Below are 17,120 nucleotides of genomic sequence, written 5' to 3'. Positions count from 1 at the left end.
AAAGCAGCAGGCATCGCCTGCTGCTTTTCTGTGTTCCTATGTAATTGAGTTAGATCCCTCTATATACCTTCATCCCTTCTAAAGGCTTGTGATCAAGTAGCGGGTGAAGATATCCCAGATCAAAGCAAGCACCAGCAGGCTTGCGGCATAGACCAACAGGATCGCGTACAACGGATCCAAGCCGCCGGTTTTTTTGCGCTTGTAGCTGTTCATGACGAGCACCGGGATCGTGATCACCGTACTGACAAACGACAGAATCAGGATGACCGTTGTAATGTCGCTGTTTATAAATAGAAATAGCGGGCTGATGACGAGCAGGGCCAGAAACGGGATCAGAAATGTCCCGAACCTTGCCATCGCTTCCTTCAGCTTGACTCCCGGGTAATTGGATAGCTTCACGGCGGTAAAAGTAAATACATTGAGCAAAAATAAGAACAGCGCCAGCCAGCCCATCGGCTTCAGGACCAGATGAACAAAAGCTCCCTTCTGCAGGATTGCTCCGTCAAAGCTCAGGGTAACATAACCCAAGAGCGGAAGAAACAGAACATACAGCAGCATGGACACCGTCGCGTTAAGCAGCTGGCTGCCATCCGTGGCGGAAGCGGATGCGATCGGATGCTTCAATCCCTTGACCACATAGTCTCCGTAGATTTGCCCGTATAACTTAATGCTTTCCCAATAAGGGTTGGATACGGCTTCCTCTTCTACGTGCTGCCGTCCCGCGGTATGAAACGGAATGTCAGGCGGTATGTACACAGGCATCTCCTTCTCACCTTGGGAGCTGCCTCTATATCTTGTGCTTCCCTGGTGAACACCATATACCTCCGAGGCAGCCGCCTGCTCTTTGAACGCTGTAAATACGGCCTTATCCTCGATGATCAGACGGGCTCCGCACTGCTCGCAGTACTTCCCTTCTTCCGTCTCGTATCGGCATATTGGACACATCATACGCATGCCTCCCTGTTATTTACGATTCTGCAATTGAAGGATCAGGTACAGATGATGCTGATATAACGGTTGTGATGAGCCGCTGGCCCAATTCTTGCACCGGGGGCACGGGGAACGCTCACCGGCAAGCTTCGCTCACTTCATAGGGACTTCGCTTTTTGCTATTAAGTATAAATTTGCCGCCAAGGAAATGGAAGGATTTTCTGACCTATATGCCCTGCTCCTAACGGCACAGATTTTCAAAAATCAGGCTTGCGCTTTTCCCTGGCCGAACGCGAAATCCCAGGAACAATCAAACATTCATTTGAATATAATAATAAAAAGAGGTATATTAGGTTTAAACAATCAAACGACGGTTTGAATATAAAGAATAAGAGCCCTAATCATTTTCTTCAAGGAGGCGATTGGATATGGAAACCCGAACCGTACCGGCAGACAATTCCGCCGAGCTATGTGAAATCACGTGCCCTTCACCGTACAGGGTCGCTGCCGTATTAAGCGAGCAGGTGTCCGACAATGATGTGCAGGGGATGGCGGAAATCTTCAAAGCTCTAGCGGACCCTACTCGGGTGAAGGTCGCCTATATGCTGGACCGCGGAGGCGAGCTGTGCGTCTGCGATATTGCCGAGCTGCTCGGCTGCTCCACGGCAACGGCTTCTCATCATCTAAGAACGCTGAAGAACAAGGATATCGCCAAATCGCGAAAATCCGGAAAGAATGTGTATTACTCGCTTGTGGATGATCACATCCGTACCCTGCTTCATATGACGCTGGAGCATCAGAAGGAGAAGAGGTAAATGGGTATACAAAAATCACAAACGAAGCCATCTCCAGAGACGGATGGTCCTAGCTTTGTTGAATATCGCGTACAGGGCCTCTCCTGCCCGAACTGCACGCGTGAGATGCAGGAGGAGATCCAGAAGCTTAAACATGGCGACAATGCCCGGCTGAGCTATAACAGCGGGAAGCTGACTGTCTCCCCTCATGTGGATCTCAGCCGCGTAGAAAGCATCTTGAAGAGCGATGGAGCACGAATCGTTCAAGCCCCGTCATCTTCCTCCCAAGCAGCCGCATCGCCCGGCGGCCATTCCGACCACGGGGCGGCCGGTCATGAACACCGCAGCCATGATCACGGCCATGCCCACGATCACGCACAGGACAGCACGCGGAAGATGAAATGGCTGCTCGGCATCTCGGCTGCGCTGTACCTGCTCACCTTCCTATTGGAAGGAAGAACCATGCAGCCCGTGTTGATCGCACTGTATGCGGGCGCCATGCTGCTTAGCGGCTACACAACATTTCTTCGGGGCCTTAGAAACCTGACCCGCTTCAAATTTAATATGGACACGTTGATGACCGTAGCGCTCGTCGGTGCGGTCATCATAGGCGAATGGCGGGAGGCTACGCTGGTCGCGATCCTGTTCGGGCTCAATGAGCTGCTGGAGGGCTACGGCATGAACCGCGCCCGCCAGTCCATGGAAGCTCTGCTGGCGGCCGCGCCGAAGGAAGCGGAACTGCTGCGGGACGGCGAGCCTGTCCTCGTGCCGATCGGAACCCTTAAACCCGGCGACGTAGTTCGGGTCCGGCCCGGCGAGAAAATTCCGTCTGACGGTACGATTGCCAGCGGAGCCGGGGCCGTCAATGAAGCTGCGATTACGGGCGAATCGGTGCCCGTCACCAAGCGGGTGGGCGATACGGTCTTTGGCGGCAGCGTAAGCACGGACGGCGTGCTCCATATCGCTATTTCGAAGGCATATGAGGATTCTTCCCTCGCCAAGATTATGCACTTGGTACAGGAAGCGCAGGACAGCAAGACGCCGACCGAGCTGTTTATCGATAAGTTCGCCAAATACTATACGCCCGCCATTATGATCATCGCGCTCGGCGTTGCACTGATACCTCCGCTGCTGTTGAATCAGCCCTGGATGACGTGGATCTACCAGGGACTATCCATCCTTATTGTCGGATGTCCTTGTTCGCTTGTGCTGTCCTCGCCGATTGCGCTCGTCAGCGGCATGACCCGGGCAGCCCGAAACGGCATTCTGATCAAGGGCGGCATCCATCTGGAGCAGCTCGGCCGCTTGGAGGCCATTGCTTTCGATAAGACCGGCACGCTCACCAAGGGCGAGCCCGCCGTGTATGCCGAGACGGTCTACGACCAAGACCGCTTTTACGCAGTGGTTGGGGCTATCGAGCAAGCATCGCTCCACCCGCTGGCCAAAGCGGTAATGAAGCATCTTGAAATCAAGCAGCCGCAGTGTACGTTCCGTGATCCGCAGGATATTACGGTTCTCCCGGGTGAAGGTGTCCGGGCCCGGATCAACGGACAGTTGTATTGGGTCGGCAGTGAGGATGTTCTGACCCATATTCGTGACAGTGCCCGGAATGATCTGGCCGCCGTCAAAGCAGATATTGCCCACTTAAAGGCACAGGGATATACGATTGTTGCGGCTGTAAGCGAAGACGGCGTATTGGGCCATTTCGGTCTGGCGGACGAGATCCGGGCGGAAACGGCGGACGTCGTCCGTAAGCTTCACGAAGCCGGCATTACCGAAACGATTATGCTTACCGGCGATCATGAGCAATCCGCGCAGTCCATCGCGAAGCAATCCGGCGTCACCCGCGTCTTTGCAAGCCTGCTCCCTGAACAGAAGGTATCCAAAATCAAGGAACTGGCCTCCCGCCGGAAGACCGGCATGGTCGGTGACGGCATCAACGATGCCCCGGCATTGGCTGCGGCGGATCTCGGGATTGCCATGGGCAAGGGGACCGATAGCGCCATCGAAACGGCGGACGTCGTCTTAATGCAGGATCACCTCGGCAAGCTTCCCGGAGCGATCCGAACGGCCCGCCGGGTAAACCGCATCATCCAATGGAATATTGGGATCTCACTGTCCTTGAAGGCGATTGCTCTCCTGCTCACCATCCCCGGATGGCTGACGCTGTGGATCGCAATCATTTCGGATATGGGGGCAACCATTATCGTTACCCTGCTCGGCCTGTCCATCCTGCTTGGCAAGGATCGGGAATCCGTAACCGAGGGCTTATCCCAGCCGATAGCCCGGTCGTGACAGCGAACACTCTTCGAAGCTTCATCCAGCAGGATGAAGCTTCTTTTTTTATGGGCTTAGAAGCAGGGCAATTCGGCTGGCTATATATTTTTTTTCATATCATTTCGCTCTTCAATGAAACATTTTCCATGCCCGACTCGTTTATGCATATGGGAGAAAGATTACCCAACGATTTAAAGGAGGAGACCTATCATGAACACAAGAAAATGGATGAAAGCAGCCGGAACCGCCTCCCTAGCCGCGACGCTGTTATTAACAGCATCCGCCGCGACAGTACCCTCGCATGCCGCAGCAGCCGCCTCGGAGGCCAAAGCCGCATGGAGCACGATTGATCTTAAAAATCAGCCATTTACGAAGAATAAAGTCCTATATGTACCGTTGAAGGAAATTTCCGAATCGCTCCAGCTGCAGCTGACGGTTGTTGGCAAGAACCAGATGTACATTAACAGTCCGAAGGAATCCGTCCGGATCAAGGTCGGGCAGGCTCGTGCCGTGAATGCGAAAGGCAGCGTGCTGAAGCTCGAGGCCGCGCCGGTCATCAAGAAAGGGGTGACCTACGTCCCTGCCAGCCTGATTACCAAAGCGTTTGCCATCCCGCTCCGTTATGATGCCAAATCCGGATTGGCAACAACCTTTAACCCGGGAACCGGATATGCCTACACGGCAAAAGGCAGCATGCTGTTTTGGGTGAACCGGGAGAACGGAACGCTCTATATGGGGAAAGCAGGAACGGTTCCTGTAAAAGCAGGCAAGGTGTCTATTGAAAATATCGACATTCTTGAGATCGATGCGCATAAGGTAAATGGCAATACGTACGTGGCCGACATCTATAACACGTACGGAGAGCCGCATATCCATGAAGCTAGATACCGTGTACTCATTCGGGATCAGAAGATCATCAAAACAGCCGCAACCCAGAATGCCAACTTCGCGGGCATTAACTACGAGCCGAACGTTACCGGCTATAAAGGAAATATCGCCATGATGAACGGCAGCAAGCTGGAGCTCGTTCATCCGACCGGCAAGACGGTCAAAACCTATGATCTCGCCGCCCTTACAGGCGTAAAGGATGATTTCACGGTGGAGGCGATCGAACAGGACTTCCTGCTCGTCCGGCCATATACGAAGGCAACCCTGTACATCGTTAACCCGACTGGCACGAAAGCAGAGCTGATTTATCCTGAGATTCTGGATGAGGAAAGCATCAAGGCCATCGGGGAAATGCCGCCGAATGAGGTGGGCTTCATCGGTGATGGTCTGACGTTTGTCGGTTATAAGAGCGGCAAGCTGACGCTGCAATATGAAAATCCGTTTCTCGATATCAAGAAGAATCTGACATATGCTCTGCCCTTCTAATGAATCCGATAACTAAACACGCCAGCACAAAAAGACCGGTTAAGATTCCTCCCTCGAATCTTGACCGGTCTTTCTTCGCGTTCTAATCCTAAAACTTTCTTTTCAAGGCAATATAATTATTCCTCAGTCCGAAGCGCTTCCTTGAATTCATCCGGGGATGCGTTCCACCATTCCTCATTGCGGGAAATCAGCAGCTCGCGCAGCGCCTTCTTCTCTACATCGCCAAGTCCGTCCAGAATAATCCGGCGCTTTAGCGCAGCGTCCATCTTGTTCACATGATCGGCGAGGATTTTCCAGCCCTTGCGCGCTTCCTGATCGATCCACATTTCGCAAGCGGTCGCACCGGCGTAATGCTGCCCTTCAGCCGTGCGGTCCACCGCTACCCATACGATCCACACCTGACGGCCATTAGGCACCTCGTCCCGGTCCGTCGTAAACCGGATGCCCCGCTCCACCTTGCTCTTTGCATGCATGGCCCCGATATCCACCTTGGCCTCGCCATTATCGATAATGACTGGCGAAAGGCTGTTCAAATCAATCGATCCTGCACCGAACCCTTTATGCTTGCTCTTGCTGTTAATAATGTTCAGCGCGATTTGTTTCTTGGCGCCCTGTTCCTGACTCCCGTTCTCCATTGCCGCAAAACCTCCTATATCAGAGCCGACAAAGCATGTCGGCTGCATCGTAACTACCTTTGTCCCAATAATTTTATTTTAACTAATAATCCTCCAAAAGCAAACATATACATGCTGTAGATGCTTGTCAACGGGAGGTTATTCGATATGGTCCCACCACGTGCCAAAGTCTTTCTATCATCCCTGCTCGCCTTGGGTTTGCTTGCAGGATCGATGCCAATATTTCTTTCTAATCAAGGGTCCTCCTTGTCGGCGCTTGCTCCGAATGGGGGCAAGCCCTCCGTCTCTGCCGTGGAGAAGGCCCCGCTTTCACCTCCAAAGGTTCAGCCTGATGCACCGGCCCCTGCGCTTAGCGACCGGCTGGTCGAATACCACATGGATGTAAGGTACGAGCCTGAACAAAACAAGCTGAAAGGCAAGCAGACCGTCACCTGGACCCATCCTGGCAAAAGAAGCGTGAATGAGCTCTACTTCCATTTATACCCGAACGCCTTTGCATCCGATGAAACGACGTTCATGAAGGAGTCCGGAGGCAGGCTTCGATCCGATCCGATGCCCGAGAACGGCTATGGGTCGATGAAGATTACGAACGTGAAAACGACCGAGGGCCTGGGCCTGACGCAACGACTGCAGTTTGTTCAGCCGGATGACGGGAACATCAAAGATCAAAGTCTTGCCAAACTCCGGTTGCCCAAGCCTGTAAAAGGCGGAGAGAGTATAACCCTGCATTTGGAGTTTGAGGTAGAGCTGCCGAAGATTTTCGCGCGCATGGGCCGGACCGAGGATTTTGTCATGGCTGGCCAGTGGTTTCCCAAGATATCGGTATACGAGCCTGCCGGCACGCGGGGAAGAACCCAGGAAGGCTGGAACTTACATCAGTATCACGGTAATTCGGAGTTTTACTCGAACTTCGGCATCTATAGCGTTCGGATTCGTGTACCCGAGGACTATATCGTAGCCGCTACCGGGTTCCCGACCAAGCCTGCGCAGAAAGCAAACGGAGAGAAAATTTACCAATTCTATGCGGATGACGTGCATGACTTCGCCTGGGCCGCCTCGCCGAACTTCGTGACGGCGGAAGAGGCTTACTCCGCTCCGGGTATCCCTGGCGTCCGGATCAAGCTGTACCTTGATCCGGCTCATAAGGATTTGAAGGAGCGTTATTTTGATACAGCCAAAACGGCGCTGTCCTCTTTCGGCAAATGGTACGGCTCCTATCCGTACTCCACATTATCCATCGTTGTCCCGCCTTATTCCGGCAACGGCGCAGGCGGCATGGAATACCCGACGCTGGTCACCGCCTTCGGAGCCAATAACGACTCGCCCGGATATGAGCTGGAGCGGACCGTCATCCATGAAATCGCCCACCAATATTTCTACGGCATCGTAGCCAATAACGAATTCGAAGAGGCATGGCTGGACGAGGCTTTTGCTTCCTATGCCGAGGAGAAGGTCATGGAGAAGCAGTACGGAATTACATCCAATACCGCGGCGCAAGGCGCATCCATTACGTCGCCTGAACCGCTTAAGATGGAGTCCTGGAAATACAGCTCGCATGAAAATTACGCACTCAACGTCTATACACGCGGCAAGCTGGTGCTCCAGGGCATCGAGCGACAAGTCGGATCCAAGACGATGGATAAAATCATGATGACCTACGCCAAAAAATTCCGCTTCAAGCATCCGACAACGACGGACTTCCAGAAGGTTGTTGAACAGGTTACCCAGTCCTCATGGCAGTCGTATTTCGATCAGTACGTTTACGGCAGCCAAATGGCTGACATCGCGATCGACCAGATCAAAACTAAAAATAAAGGCTCACAAGCGCACCCACGGTTTGTTTCGACCGTAAACATCACGAGCAAGGGCGGCGATGTTACCGATGTGCCGATTGTGTTCGCTTTTGAGGATGGCAAGCTTGTTGAGCGAACATGGAGCGGTAAGAACGGCAAAGTGACCTATACGCTGGAATACCATACACCGCTCGCCTGGGCCATGGTGGATCCGAAATATACCATCATGCTGGAGAATAAACACATGAATAACTATATGAAGGCTGGCATGGATCCGAAAGTCGTTACACGCTGGAATCTCGGCATTACCAAGCTCGTGGAGACGCTGTTCGGCAGCATGTCGTGGTGAGGGGGGAGCACATGAAAAGCTATGCAGGCCAAGGCTGGATCAGTGTTAAAGATCAATTATACGTCTCCATTCTACTGTTCTTGTACCGTCTTCTCTGGGGCTACTGTCTGTACAGACTCGTGAAATCCGCCGTCGTCCCGCTTTTGATGCGGTACCCGGATCCGGCTCCTAACGAGCTGAGCCGCCTCCTGTTCTTCTATGAGGGCGAAATGAGCTTGTCACTCAGCAATACGGTTCATACCTACGGCTGGATCCTTGCCGCTCTGCTCCTCGTCCGCATGGTGCTTACCCCGCTGATTCGCTCCGGCATCTTCTACAACCTCCATCAGGAGGCCCGTGGCGAACGCGGTCTGTTCTTCTTCATCGGCATGCGGAAGCATTGGAAATCGGTAACGGTGTTCTATCTCATCGAGCTTGTTCTTACGGTTGCGCCGGGTTACTGGATCATTCCCAAGGCTCTTCCGGCACTGCTCGGCTCCATTCAGGAGCCTTCCCAGCTGCTCCGGGTGCTGCCTTACGCGGCGGCCTGGTTCCTCTATACCTATGTTATTCGCCTTGTGCTGCTGTATATGCAGTTCGGGCATACCGGAGAGCTCGGTATGATCGCATCCGTCACGGCGCTCATACGCAAGCTGGGAACGGCTGTACTGCTGTCCATTTCTGTTGGTGGAGCCGCATTTGTCATTCTCCTGCTGTTCAGCTCGGCGTCCCTGTTCTGGGCGGGATTAATCGGACTCATCATTCAGCAAGCCTCCTATTTCCTGAACGGGCTCTTCCAAATATGGGGAATTTCTTCCCAATATCATTTATGGAGAGCGTCCGTAGCTTCAAATCCATAACGGTTACAAAAGTTACATTTCATTAACAACCATTCATCGTTTAAATGTGGTAAAAAGGTTGTAACCGGAAGCTAAAGCAGCCTCCGAAAAGGATAGATTTCGAACGATAACTTTCCCATCCAACCGGAATCCTCAACGTTCCCCTCCCATATTTATACAAAATCCCTGTCCCACTTCAATGTGGACAGGGATTTTTGTTAAAAAAACAACTTTCCTCGTTTGCCAAATTGTTAATACTCTGCTAAAATAACGAATATGTTAGTAACAACTTTGTCATTTTTATTGTAACTATTGTCATCATGTTAACATGTTGGAACGTCATATTGGGTACATCGACATCTTTTAAAAGCCGAATTCCCGTCTTCATACGGGAAGCGGGGGATCCGTTTTGGGTGAATTGATCTCGCTAGAGAGGGATCATAGGGGACCTTCAACCGAACCCTTAAGCTAACCTCGCAGGCAATGGAAGGAGCTTTTTGTTTTGAAGAAGAAGTTAACAGCCATCTCTTTAGGCTTGGCCCTTGCGCTCACGATTGGAACCGGTAGCGCTTTCGCGGATTCCAAGTTGAATACCGTTATCAAACCAACCATCGGTGTCTCTTATAAAACCGGCGGAACCACTACAAAGGGTTTTGATTGCTCCGGATTCACCAGCTATATTTACAAGAAGCTGGGCCTCACCCTGCCGCGCACTTCTGCAGCACAATACAAGGTAGGTACCGCGGTATCGAAGAGCAACCTGAAGGCCGGGGATCTCGTATTCTTTAATACTTCCGGCAGAGGCGTTTCCCATGTTGGCATTTATGTCGGTGGCGGGAAGTTCGCCCATTCTTCCTCCTCGCGCGGCGTCATCGTTAGCCCGCTCAGCCAGAGCTACTACGCGAAGCGTTATGTAGGCGCGAAGAGAATCATGAGCCAAAGCACGTACAAGTCCCTTGCCGTGAACTACAATTAATTGACTGTACCGTAATTTTTCTGAATGTCCATAAGCCCTGGAGCATGAGATGTGCCGATCTCACCCAGCGGCTTTTTTTCTATAATTTTTCGTCTATACCTCTATAACGTTTCAGGCCATGGAAAAGTTCTATGTTTTTCGGAAAATCCAAAAATATTTTTTCATTCTGTATGCTCAAAGCCACCAACAAGATTCGGCCAATCCGAGCGCTTACATTTTATTTACCCTTCCAGAATTAACCTAAACAGCAATACGAATAAACAATCGAAAATTTTTTAGCTTCAGTTTCGTTTCCCCCTGCGCTATTATCTTTGCAATCCCGCTCAGCAGCATGTATTCTCTCTCTAACGGAATTGTTTTGAATGAGAGGAGTATTTACATGGAGGCGAATTTACCCTCGTTTCATACCGTGGTCATGCAGGAAGCCCATGCCGCTGAAATTTGCACCTGGTCCTATCCCCCGCCCTATAATATATATGGCTTTCTTCCTTGGGAGCAGATGAAGGGACTAGGGGTGGAATTCGGGGATCCCGGCATCCGCCTGCAGCAATACCTGTCCGTGCTGGATGAGCAGGATCAGCTCTGGGGGTTTGCCCAGCTATTCCCTATGGCAGGCGTTACGCGTCTAGGCCTGGGCATGCGGCCTGATTGGTGCGGCCGGGGAATGGGTAAACGGTTCGTGCAGGCAATTGTGGATGAGGCGAAGCGGCGCCGTCCTTCGGACGAGATTGATCTTGAGGTGCTTACCTGGAATGAACGGGCTATCCGGACTTACCGGAAGGCTGGCTTTTACATTGCCGATACGTACGAACGCCTTACGCCGACGGGCATGGCGCCTTTTTATTGCATGGTGTATGACCCGATGGCCAATGAGGAATAGTAGTCTTGTCTATATGAAAAAGTACAATTTTGTGTACTTTTTATGAAGGCAGGCTTGAACATTGCTTTTTTTGTCACAACTGGCTATGATGTGTAAGGATGTTGGTTTATAATGAAGACAAGTGCAAAAGTGCAGTATACATAGAAAGGACGATATGACGATGCAAAAATGGATCATGAGCGGACTGTTCTTCGTCGCATGTGCGTTGGCTATTGCGCTGATGTTTACGCTTCCAGGCAAGGAGCAGGTGGCGCAGGAAGAGAAGCCAACCATGCCGGAGGTTACTTTGGATGCCGCTGCGGCTGAAGCTACATTGAAAGCCAGCTGTATCTCCTGCCATGGCGATCAGCTCCAGGGCGGTGCAGGTCCGGCTCTGAATCAAGTAGGCGGACATATGGATGCGAACGCAATCTTTAACGTAGTTACCAAGGGACGTAAAGGAATGCCTTCCTTTAAGGATCAGCTGAAGCCTGAGGAAATTGCAAACATCGCGCTCTACCTTGCTGAGAAAAAATAATCCATCAGCTCTTATTACGCAAAACACGCTTGGATCCCCAGACTGCTGTTTGGATCCAAGCGTGTTTTTTAATTCTCGGGCCTAACGCTTCTGCAGCTGCCCGAATCTACATTGCCTATTCCGGATCCTTCAGATCCTTGGATCGGCTCTTCTCATAAACTTCGTTAAATTGCTGGGCCTCCTTGATGTCGACGGCCGTTATTCCGCCGTCATCCCATGACGTCAGGCGCAGCGTCACCGTTTTATAATCAATGGTGATGTAGGGGTGATGTCCGAAAGCTTCCGAAATCGCTGCCACCTCATCAACAAAGGCGATTCCCTTCATGAAGGAGGAAAAGGTGTACTTGCGTACAATCCATCTCCCCTGTTCAAATTCCCAGCCTTCAAGCTTCTCTAGATGAGCCTCCACTTCCTGCTGCGTATAAAGCATCATTATATTCCTCCCCGAAAAAAACCTTTCATAAGCCGATTGTTACGTCCTTAGGGCTTCTTCCATCTATTTTATTCCATGCTTCATTCCTTGATAACCAACCCTGGCTTACACGAGCGCTACGAATGCCAGCTCTTCCTCACCGATCAAAATATGTATCCGATGATTCGTCCGATCATGCATGACAACCCCGCTGCCGACCGTAATGACCGGCTCTGTGCCCAAGGCATAGAACAGATCCTCCGCCAGCGCCTCATGAACCTCGGCCTGCTCGGCATCCTCCAGCCTGCCCCAATCCTCCGGATCCATTTCAAAGAAGACATAGCTGTCAGGAATACGCCCAACGGCTTCCGTTAATTCGGTCAGAATTTCGCCGTAATCCCTTCCGTGCTTTACGCCCATCTCCATCACTCCTTCCTGCCATGCTAAGCTTCGATTACTCTTCCTTCTATTATACCGGAAATTACAACTAAAAAAAAAAGCCCGATCTGACGATAAATAGGATAACGCCCCGTAAAGGCGCGCGGTTCGCCGCAAGAGCCGCTAAAAACGAATGGATTCGTTATTTATTTCTCACGGATGAGGTGTAGCATGGAAATTTCAACACTTATAGGTTTGATTCTCGGGCTTATCGCGGTGCTGGTGGGCATGATCCTCAAGGGTGCCTCCATCGCGTCTTTGATTAATCCGGCAGCTTACTTAATCATTCTTGGCGGAACTGCCGCAACTTTATTCATCGGTTTCCCTCTTTCGGAACTGAAGAAAATTCCCAAGCTGATCAAAATGACCTTTGTGAAGCAGCAGCTGATGGACAAGACGGATATGATCAAGCTGTTTATGGAATGGGCTTCCATCACTCGCCGTGAAGGATTGCTTGCCCTGGAAACCAAAGTCGAAGAAATTGATGACGGCTTCCTGCGCAATGGCATGCGGATGATCATCGACGGCAACGATCAGGAATTCGTTCGCGACGTGCTGATGGAAGACATCAATGCCACCGAAGAGCGCCATCGTTCCGGGGCTTTGATCTTCTCCCAGGCCGGTATGTACGCTCCGTCGCTCGGGGTTCTCGGCGCTGTTATCGGTCTGATCGCAGCCCTTAGCCACATGGAAGACATGGGCGAGCTGGCCCACGCGATCGGTGCTGCGTTCATTGCCACCCTGCTTGGTATTTTTACAGGTTATGTTATCTGCCATCCGATTGCAAATAAACTGAAGCGTCTGTCGAAACGCGAGGTGGAAATCCGCCTTATGATGGTCGAGGGCCTGCTGTCCATTCAGTCGGGTGTGTCCACGATCGCCATTAACCAGAAGCTGTCCGTGTTCCTGACACCGTCCGAGCGTGCTCAGCTTGATGAGAGGGAGGCTGGTTCTAGTGAGCAAGAAGACTAGACACGAGCCGCACGAAGAGCATGCTGATGAATCCTGGCTTCTCCCTTATGCCGACTTGCTGACGCTCCTGCTTGCGTTATTCCTTGTGCTCTACGCCATGAGCGCGACCGATGCGCGCAAATTCCAGGAGATGAGCGAGGCCTTCAGCATTGCCCTGACGGGCGGTACCGGCGTGCTGGATTACAGCAAGACCCAGCCAAGCGACGATCCCCCTGATGTTAAGGATCATAAAGCGACAGCACCCACCATTCCCGCACCGACTGCCGACCAACGACGGGCTGAGCTGATGCGTCAGGAGCAAGAGGAGCTGGAGCAGCTCAAGAAGCAGATCGATAATTATATTAAAAATAACGGGCTAACCTCCGAGCTAAGCACCAAGCTCAACCATTCCCAGCTCGTGCTGACGATTCGCGACAACGCGCTGTTCCCGTCAGGGGAAGCTGTCGTGAAGCCGGAGGCCCGCAAGCTGGCTGAGGCCATCTCGCAAATGCTTCAAAAGTTCCCGGATTATGAAATTATCGTATCCGGTCATACCGACAATGTTCCGATCTCCAATAGCAAATACCCGTCAAACTGGGATCTGAGCTCGGACCGCGCGCTGCAATTCATGAAGATATTGCTGGCGAACTCGTCGCTGGATCCGAAACGCTTCATGCCGATCGGCTACGGCGAATACCATCCGATCGCGGACAATGCAACGGCTGCAGGCCGGGCGAAGAACCGCCGGGTTGAAGTGTCCATTATCCGGAAATATCAGGACAGCGCAACCTTTACGAGTGTCGACGAAGCTGGCAATTAGCCGCCGCAAGTCCCTATAAATGAAACAACCGATTCGCTTCTGCCAAACAGACGAATCGGTTGTTTTTTTGTATCTCCGGTACTTCCATCGTAAGGTATTTCCTCTACTCCAGCTTGTAATTCAGCAGCTTGCCAAGCTCCTGCTTCTCCGCAGGGGTCAAATCTCGCCAAGTGCCTACCTTCTGCTCCCCGAGAAGGATGTTCATAATCCGGATCCGTTTGAGCCTCCGAACCTCGTAGCCAAACGCGCTGCACATTCTCCGAATCTGCCGGTTCTTCCCTTCGGTTAGAATAATGCGGAATACCCGCTCCGAAATCCGGGTGACCTGGCAGGGCAGCGTCATCTCGCCTAAAATTTTGACGCCGCTGGACATCCCCTTCAGGAAGGCCGGGGTAACAGGGCGGTTGACCGTCACGATATATTCCTTCTCGTGCTTGCCCTCGGATCTCAATATTTTATTGACGATATCCCCGTCGTTGGTTAGCAGGATTAAACCCTCGGAATCCTTGTCGAGCCGCCCGATTGGAAAGATGCGCTCCTTATGGCCTACGAAATCGACGATATTGCCTTTGATATGCGATTCCGTCGTGCTTGTAATGCCTACCGGCTTGTTAAGCGCAATATAGACGTGCTGCTGCTTCTTCTCCTGCAGCGGACGCCCGTTAATACGGACATCATCGCCCTCCTCGGCTTGGCTTCCTAATACGGCAATCTCGCCGTTAATCGTTACCTTCCCGCTCTCCACAAGCTTGTCCGCTTCCCGCCGGGAGCAATATCCCGTTTCGCTAATAAATTTATTGATTCTCAAGCTGCCATCCCCTTATTATGTCACTCATCGTTTGATGATGCTTCCATGTCTGATTGTCTTGCCGCAGGAAGAACGATGCTGATCTTCGTTCCCACCCCGGACTTGCTCTCGATTTCAAGCGTGCCTTGATGACCCTGAATGATCCGCTGGCTCACCATAAGCCCAAGTCCGGTTCCTGTCTCCTTATTGGTAATGAACGGCTCACCCAGGTGAGGCATCAGCTCCTCCGGTATGCCATGGCCTTCATCCTGTATGGTGATAAGCACGTGATCTCCTTCCGGGCGTTTAAGTGTAATCGTTACTGTTCCGCCGTCCGGCATGGCTTCGAACGCATTTTTAAGCAAATTGATAAATACCTGCTTCAGCTGGTTCTCCTCGCAATGGACAAGCGCAGGTTCGGAGGAGAAGTCGAGCTTGACCTCGACCCCGTATAGATGCGCCTGGCTGTCCAAGAACGATATAACGTCCCGGAGAATGCCCCTGACATCCCGCTCCTGGAAATGAATCGCCTGCGGCTTTGCCAAAATCAAAAACTCGCTCACAATCAAATTAATACGGTCCAGCTCCGACAGCATCAGGTCAATATGATCCGGATTTACGGAACGGGTCTGCTGCTGCAGCTGCAGGAATCCCCGCAGCGTCGTTAGCGGATTGCGGATTTCATGAGCCACGCCGGCAGCCAGCTGACCGACCGTATTCAGCTTCTCGGAGCGCCGCAGCAGTTCCTCAATCCGGTTGCGCTCGGTTACATCCCTGGACACGCTGATCATCGAGGTTACTTGCCCCTGCTCGTCCCGAACGAGCGAGGTGCTGATGCTGACCTCAATCATGCTTCCGTCCTTCCGCATGCGGACCGTTTCGACCGGAGGCAGACGCTCTCCTTGCCGCAGCCGCCTAATCCGGTCGCGCTCTTCATCCAGCTTGGACGGGGGAACGAGCTCCAGCTTTTGCCCGATCACCTCATGCGCCTTCCAGCCGTACAGCTGTTCGAAGGCGTTGTTCACGCTGATCACCCGCTCATGCGTATCGGTTGTATGAATAGCATCCGCCGTTTGGTTAATGATGGATTCAAGATATTCTTTGACGGATTGATTTTCCTCGACCATCTGCTTCAATTGGCTTGTATAGTGGCCGAGATTGCGGGTCATCGCATTAATCCTTCCGGCCAGCTGGCCCAGCTCATCACGGCTCGTTACCTCCAGGCGCCGGTCAAAGTGTCCGTCCGCTACGTCATTGACCGTCCTCAGGATGGACTGAATCGGCTTGGTAAAATAGCCGGCTACAATGTAGCTCCCGAAAATAACGATCTCTAGCAGAACCAAGGAAATCGCGACGAGACTGATCATCTGCTCCCTCATGACCGATGAAATGGCTTCATAATCCATGACCACGCTGATCACATTTGTGGGCTTGTCCTCGTAATCAATCGGGATAAAGCTCTTAAGCACCTTTTTCCCTTGGATCGTATCCACAAGCACGACGTTCTCGCCGGTTGACACGGCCTTCCGAACCGCCTCCACATCCTGGTCAAGCGTGCCGTAATGATAGCTGCCGAACGTAATGGGGCGGTTGTAGAGCTTATAATGAACGTCGTCCGAGCCGTCCTCTCTCATATATTGATTGCCAAACGTTTCAGGGTTAATGCCCGTTACTTCCAATATATGTGGGTTGGCTTTTAGCGTCTCTTGAACGACCGTATTCGGGCTCGTAACCTTTACATAATCCTTAAACGTAGAGTTCTGGATATAGGGGTCGATAATATAATTGCGCTTCCCGTCATAATAATACCCCCATTTATAAATCATGTCGGGATTTGAAGTGGAGAACTCGAATGGACCGGACCAGAAATTGTCCGATCGTTGGCCCTTCGTAACCGAGCGCACCTCGCCGTGTTCGAATAGCTCGAGAAACGCCGTATGCCAATAACCCCAGTTTTTAGTGGACAATCCGATCTCTTCATTCGCGGAGGAACGGGCAACGACGACGTCATCCTTCGTCTTGACCAGCAGCGAAATATGAGCCACGCCTAACTTCTTGCTTAGCTCGACTAACTGGCCGTTCGTAATATTATTGATATCCGGATCCAACACCTGAGCCGCTTCAATCGAAATATCTTTAAGCATATCTCCGAACAGATCATCCACATAAGAGGAGCTGAACTCCGTCTGCTGAACGGTTATCGCGATCTGGGTTGCGGCCATAACCATTTTGACTTCGCTATCCCGCTGCAAATTTTCCTGCGTTGTATAGTAGTTGAGCGTGATGTTAAGCAGAAGTATAAATAATACCGATATGGACATGATCATCGATAATTTGGTCTTAATCGACAAATGGCATCTTCACCTTTC

Annotated in this window: 16 protein-coding genes and 1 riboswitch; of the genes, 10 read left to right on the top strand and 6 right to left on the bottom strand. The window is 51.8% G+C overall.

Translation table 11 applies throughout. The annotated features are described in order from the left end of the window. Nucleotides 1-78: 78 nt before the first annotated feature. Nucleotides 79-948, bottom strand: coding sequence for a hypothetical protein (locus NST08_RS00530; RefSeq protein ID WP_341341337.1), 870 nt, complete (start codon nt 946-948; stop codon nt 79-81). Nucleotides 949-1,358: 410 nt separating this feature from the next. On the opposite strand from NST08_RS00530, the gene NST08_RS00525 reads away from it, so the two are divergent. The 3 genes from NST08_RS00525 (at nt 1,359) to NST08_RS00515 (ending at nt 5,375) form a co-directional block, all read left to right on the top strand. Next, entirely contained in the window at nt 1,359-1,745 is a 387-nt protein-coding gene (locus NST08_RS00525) for an ArsR/SmtB family transcription factor (RefSeq protein WP_341341336.1), read from the top strand. Beyond that, on the top strand, nt 1,746-4,019 hold the full coding sequence (locus NST08_RS00520) for a heavy metal translocating P-type ATPase (protein ID WP_341341335.1): 2,274 nt from the start codon (nt 1,746-1,748) through the stop codon (nt 4,017-4,019). It begins immediately after the preceding gene. 192 nt (nt 4,020-4,211) lie between these two features. Continuing rightward, the gene (locus NST08_RS00515) at nt 4,212-5,375 is read left to right on the top strand and encodes a copper amine oxidase N-terminal domain-containing protein (protein WP_007133247.1); all 1,164 of its coding nucleotides are present in this window, start codon (nt 4,212-4,214) and stop codon (nt 5,373-5,375) included. A gap of 116 nt (nt 5,376-5,491) precedes the next feature. On the opposite strand, the gene NST08_RS00510 is transcribed toward NST08_RS00515, so the two are convergent. After that, nucleotides 5,492-6,010 (bottom strand): YwhD family protein, encoded by a 519-nt coding sequence (locus tag NST08_RS00510; protein ID WP_007133246.1) that lies wholly within the window; start codon nt 6,008-6,010, stop codon nt 5,492-5,494. 147 nt (nt 6,011-6,157) lie between these two features. On the opposite strand from NST08_RS00510, the gene NST08_RS00505 reads away from it, so the two are divergent. The 5 genes from NST08_RS00505 to NST08_RS00485 all read left to right on the top strand — a co-directional run bounded on the left by NST08_RS00505 (nt 6,158) and on the right by NST08_RS00485 (nt 11,343). Then, a complete protein-coding gene (locus tag NST08_RS00505; protein WP_213617061.1) occupies nt 6,158-8,152 on the top strand; it encodes a M1 family metallopeptidase in 1,995 nt (664 codons plus the stop codon). An 11-nt stretch (nt 8,153-8,163) separates the two neighbouring features. Then, the gene (locus NST08_RS00500; protein WP_007133244.1) at nt 8,164-8,991 is read left to right on the top strand and encodes a hypothetical protein; all 828 of its coding nucleotides are present in this window, start codon (nt 8,164-8,166) and stop codon (nt 8,989-8,991) included. A 337-nt stretch (nt 8,992-9,328) separates the two neighbouring features. Continuing rightward, nucleotides 9,329-9,468: riboswitch (cyclic di-AMP (ydaO/yuaA leader) on the top strand. Between the two features lie 4 nt (nt 9,469-9,472). Then, nucleotides 9,473-9,946 carry a C40 family peptidase gene (locus NST08_RS00495; protein WP_007133243.1) on the top strand — a complete coding sequence of 158 codons (474 nt, stop codon included), beginning with the start codon at nt 9,473-9,475 and terminating at the stop codon, nt 9,944-9,946. A 379-nt stretch (nt 9,947-10,325) separates the two neighbouring features. Continuing rightward, the gene (locus NST08_RS00490) at nt 10,326-10,826 is read left to right on the top strand and encodes a GNAT family N-acetyltransferase (protein WP_007133242.1); all 501 of its coding nucleotides are present in this window, start codon (nt 10,326-10,328) and stop codon (nt 10,824-10,826) included. 160 nt (nt 10,827-10,986) lie between these two features. Continuing rightward, a complete protein-coding gene (locus tag NST08_RS00485) occupies nt 10,987-11,343 on the top strand; it encodes a c-type cytochrome (RefSeq protein ID WP_007133241.1) in 357 nt (118 codons plus the stop codon). 115 nt (nt 11,344-11,458) lie between these two features. Here the strand turns inward: NST08_RS00485 and NST08_RS00480 are convergent, their stop codons facing one another. Together NST08_RS00480 and NST08_RS00475 are read right to left on the bottom strand one after the other, a co-directional pair. After that, on the bottom strand, nt 11,459-11,773 hold the full coding sequence (locus NST08_RS00480; RefSeq protein ID WP_007133240.1) for a 4a-hydroxytetrahydrobiopterin dehydratase: 315 nt from the start codon (nt 11,771-11,773) through the stop codon (nt 11,459-11,461). Nucleotides 11,774-11,881: 108 nt separating this feature from the next. Continuing rightward, nucleotides 11,882-12,175 carry a hypothetical protein gene (locus NST08_RS00475; RefSeq protein WP_077571099.1) on the bottom strand — a complete coding sequence of 98 codons (294 nt, stop codon included), beginning with the start codon at nt 12,173-12,175 and terminating at the stop codon, nt 11,882-11,884. A gap of 189 nt (nt 12,176-12,364) precedes the next feature. Between NST08_RS00475 and motA the strand changes: the two genes are divergently transcribed. Both motA and motB read left to right on the top strand, forming a co-directional pair. Further along, nucleotides 12,365-13,165 (top strand): flagellar motor stator protein MotA, encoded by an 801-nt coding sequence (gene motA, locus NST08_RS00470; protein WP_007133238.1) that lies wholly within the window; start codon nt 12,365-12,367, stop codon nt 13,163-13,165. Then, a complete protein-coding gene (gene motB / locus NST08_RS00465; protein ID WP_007133237.1) occupies nt 13,149-13,964 on the top strand; it encodes a flagellar motor protein MotB in 816 nt (271 codons plus the stop codon). Before motA ends, motB begins: the two co-directional genes overlap by 17 nt. Before the next feature lie 103 nt (nt 13,965-14,067). Here the strand turns inward: motB and rluF are convergent, their stop codons facing one another. Further along, complete coding sequence (gene rluF / locus NST08_RS00460) at nt 14,068-14,772, bottom strand: 23S rRNA pseudouridine(2604) synthase RluF (RefSeq protein ID WP_007133236.1); 705 nt, start codon at nt 14,770-14,772, stop codon at nt 14,068-14,070. 20 nt (nt 14,773-14,792) lie between these two features. Beyond that, nucleotides 14,793-17,102 (bottom strand): ATP-binding protein, encoded by a 2,310-nt coding sequence (locus NST08_RS00455; protein WP_341341334.1) that lies wholly within the window; start codon nt 17,100-17,102, stop codon nt 14,793-14,795. Nucleotides 17,103-17,120 lie beyond the last annotated feature (18 nt).

Origin of the sequence: Paenibacillus sp. FSL K6-1566 (genome assembly GCF_038050475.1) — a bacterium.
In the GTDB taxonomy this organism is placed as follows: domain Bacteria; phylum Bacillota; class Bacilli; order Paenibacillales; family Paenibacillaceae; genus Paenibacillus_AQ; species Paenibacillus_AQ lactis.
Note: the sequence above shows the minus strand (reverse complement) of the source record. Positions and strands in the feature narration are given on the sequence as shown.

Coding starts and splice junctions, on each gene's coding strand:
- NST08_RS00505 (WP_213617061.1), top strand. CDS start 6,158: ATGGTCCCACCACGTGCCAAAGTCTTTCTATCATCCCTGCTCGCCTTG.
- NST08_RS00480 (WP_007133240.1), bottom strand. CDS start 11,773: ATGCTTTATACGCAGCAGGAAGTGGAGGCTCATCTAGAGAAGCTTGAA.
- NST08_RS00475 (WP_077571099.1), bottom strand. CDS start 12,175: ATGGGCGTAAAGCACGGAAGGGATTACGGCGAAATTCTGACCGAATTA.
- NST08_RS00500 (WP_007133244.1), top strand. CDS start 8,164: ATGAAAAGCTATGCAGGCCAAGGCTGGATCAGTGTTAAAGATCAATTA.
- NST08_RS00485 (WP_007133241.1), top strand. CDS start 10,987: ATGCAAAAATGGATCATGAGCGGACTGTTCTTCGTCGCATGTGCGTTG.
- NST08_RS00520 (WP_341341335.1), top strand. CDS start 1,746: ATGGGTATACAAAAATCACAAACGAAGCCATCTCCAGAGACGGATGGT.
- NST08_RS00530 (WP_341341337.1), bottom strand. CDS start 948: ATGATGTGTCCAATATGCCGATACGAGACGGAAGAAGGGAAGTACTGC.
- NST08_RS00525 (WP_341341336.1), top strand. CDS start 1,359: ATGGAAACCCGAACCGTACCGGCAGACAATTCCGCCGAGCTATGTGAA.
- motA (WP_007133238.1), top strand. CDS start 12,365: ATGGAAATTTCAACACTTATAGGTTTGATTCTCGGGCTTATCGCGGTG.
- NST08_RS00490 (WP_007133242.1), top strand. CDS start 10,326: ATGGAGGCGAATTTACCCTCGTTTCATACCGTGGTCATGCAGGAAGCC.
- NST08_RS00510 (WP_007133246.1), bottom strand. CDS start 6,010: ATGGAGAACGGGAGTCAGGAACAGGGCGCCAAGAAACAAATCGCGCTG.
- NST08_RS00515 (WP_007133247.1), top strand. CDS start 4,212: ATGAACACAAGAAAATGGATGAAAGCAGCCGGAACCGCCTCCCTAGCC.